General features: G+C 67.6%; 2 protein-coding genes. One reads left to right on the top strand and one right to left on the bottom strand.

Annotated elements, in window-relative coordinates; genetic code table 11:
• The coding region (locus ACXJKR_RS29995) for a hypothetical protein (RefSeq protein ID WP_457325950.1) at window positions 1-891 on the bottom strand (891 nt) is incomplete at its 3' end.
• Between the two features lie 168 nt (window positions 892-1,059).
• Here ACXJKR_RS29995 and ACXJKR_RS29990 point away from each other — a divergent pair.
• Window positions 1,060-2,381 (top strand): GH1 family beta-glucosidase (locus ACXJKR_RS29990; RefSeq protein WP_457325948.1); only part of this gene is annotated, 1,322 nt, incomplete at its 3' end.

The following is a 2,381-nucleotide window of genomic DNA, read 5'->3' as shown; positions in this document are numbered from 1 at the left end:
CATCTGCTCGGCGTGATTGCGGGCCAACGGCAGGTCATCTTCGGCCAAGGCCAGTTCGGACCCGGCCCAAAGCACGAGGGCTTGCAGCCAGGGCCGGCGGGAAGATTCCACCGCCTCGCGCAGCCGGCGCACCTGCGCCGCGGCACCCACAAGGTCGGCCTGCCAGATCAGCAGCATGGCCTTGTTGAAGGCATGGGTGAGGGCGCTGCTGCTGCGGCTGCCAATGCCGATGCTGGCCAATGGCGCTGCATCGTGCAGCAGTTCGTCGCAACGGCGCAGGTGTTCGCGCAGCAGTTCCAGGCTGGTCGTGCCTGCCGTGGTGGCGCTGCGTGCGCTGAGCGTGCGCATGACCTCGGTGGACCCCAGGTCGGCATGCAGCACATAGGTGTCAACCGGGGGATCGCACTGGTAGGCCAACTCGATGGCGCGCTGTGAAGCCTCGCTGGCCTCGGCGTAGGAGCGGCCGATGAACATGGCGACACCCAGTGCGTGGTGGGCCACGACCTGCTCTACGCTGGCTCCGTCGCCCGACGTGCCGGCACACAGCTTGACCGCCAGCAGGGCGCAATCGACCGAGGTTTCGTAGTAGCCCAGGCGTGCAGCGGCCATGGCTTGGGTGGCGAGTGCGCGGCATTCGCCCTCGGGCATCTCGGCCTGCTGGAACTGGAATGCCGCCTGGCGTGCGGATTCCAGCGCCGCAGCGAAATGACCCAGCAGGCGCAGCTCGACGCTGGCAATGCAGTGCGTGGCTTCCGCCTGGGCGGCCACGCTTCCCCGTTCAAGCGCGGCGTGGTGGGCGCGGCGCGCTGCATCCAGCGCGGCCTCGGCGCTGCCGGCATCGGCATAGGCCCTGGCTTGGGCCAGCGTGGCGTCGATCTGTGCTTGATCCATCCCTTGCCTCTGCTTCTGGTGGCGGGCGAAGCGGCGGAGTCTGAGGTGCGAGCGCGACGCTCCGGGGTAAACACGCTGTTGACTCGTCAAGTAATCACGGAAAGAATGCATGTAAACGTTTACATGACGACACAACGACCGACCCGCGCAAGCGGAGTTGGCACACGGATGAGACAACCGTTCCCGCCCGGCTTCCTCTGGGGCTGTGCGACTTCCGCCTATCAGATCGAAGGCTCGCCGCTGGCCGATGGCGCCGGCGTCAGCAACTGGCATCGTTTCGTGCGCACGCCGGGCCGCGTGCTCGGCGGCGATACCGGCGACATTGCCTGCGACCACTACCGCCGCATGAAGGACGACGTCGCGCTGATGCGCGAGCTCGGCCTCACGGCCTATCGCTTCAGCATTGCCTGGAATCGCGTGCTGCCCGAAGGCCGTGGCGCCGTGAACGCGGCCGGCCTGGATTTTTACGAACGCCTGGTCGACGAACTGCTGGCCGCTGGCATCCAGCCGATGGTGACGCTGCACCACTGGGACCTGCCCGCGGCGCTGGACGACCGTGGCGGCTGGCTCAACCCCGACATGCCCGATTGGTTCGCCGACTACGCGCAGGTCTGCTTCAAGGCGCTGGACGACCGCGTGCCGATGTGGGTCACGCTGAACGAACCCTGGGTCGTCGCCGACGGCGGCTTCATGCATGGTGCGCTGGCGCCCGGTCACAAGAGCGCCTTCGAGGCGGCCATCGTCGCCCACCGGCTGATGCAGTCACACGCCAAGGGCGTGCAGGCCTACCGCGCGACCGGAAAGAACAGGATCGGCCTGGTCGTCAACATCGAGCCCAAGCAGCTGCCGGCCGACGCCAGCGAGTACGACCGCCACGCCGCCGGGCTCGCCGACGCCTACATGAATCGGCAATACCTCGACCCGGCCCTGCTCGGCAGCTACCCTGCCGAGTTGCGCGAGGTCTTTGGTGAAGCCTGGCCCGACTGGCCGGCCGCCGAGGTCGAGGCACTCAAAGTCCCCGTCGACTTCCTCGGCCTGAACTACTACACCCGCGCCGTCGTGCGCTTTGATCCCAAGGCCTGGCCGGTGCCGGCGGTGCCGCAGCGCCAGCCCGGCGGCATCTACACCGAGACCGGCTGGGAGCTGCACCCACAGAGCCTGGCCGACACCCTCGTGTGGATGCACGAGCGCTACGGCGGCCTGCCGCTGTATGTGACCGAGAACGGCGCCGCCTTCTACGACCCGCCGGTGGCCATTGACGGCCGCGTTGACGATCCGCTGCGCGTGCACTATCTGCGCACCCATATCGCCGCCGTGCAGGACGCTATTCAAAGGGGCGCCGACGTGCGCGGCTACTGCGCCTGGTCGCTGTTCGACAACCTCGAATGGGCGCTCGGCTTTGCCAAGCGCTTCGGCCTCGTGCATGTGGACTTTCAGACACAGCAGCGCACCCCCAAGGCTAGCGCGCGCTTCTATGCTGAAGTCATCGC

The organism is Roseateles sp. P5_E11, from assembly GCF_054049355.1.
Note: the sequence above shows the minus strand (reverse complement) of the source record. Positions and strands in the feature narration are given on the sequence as shown.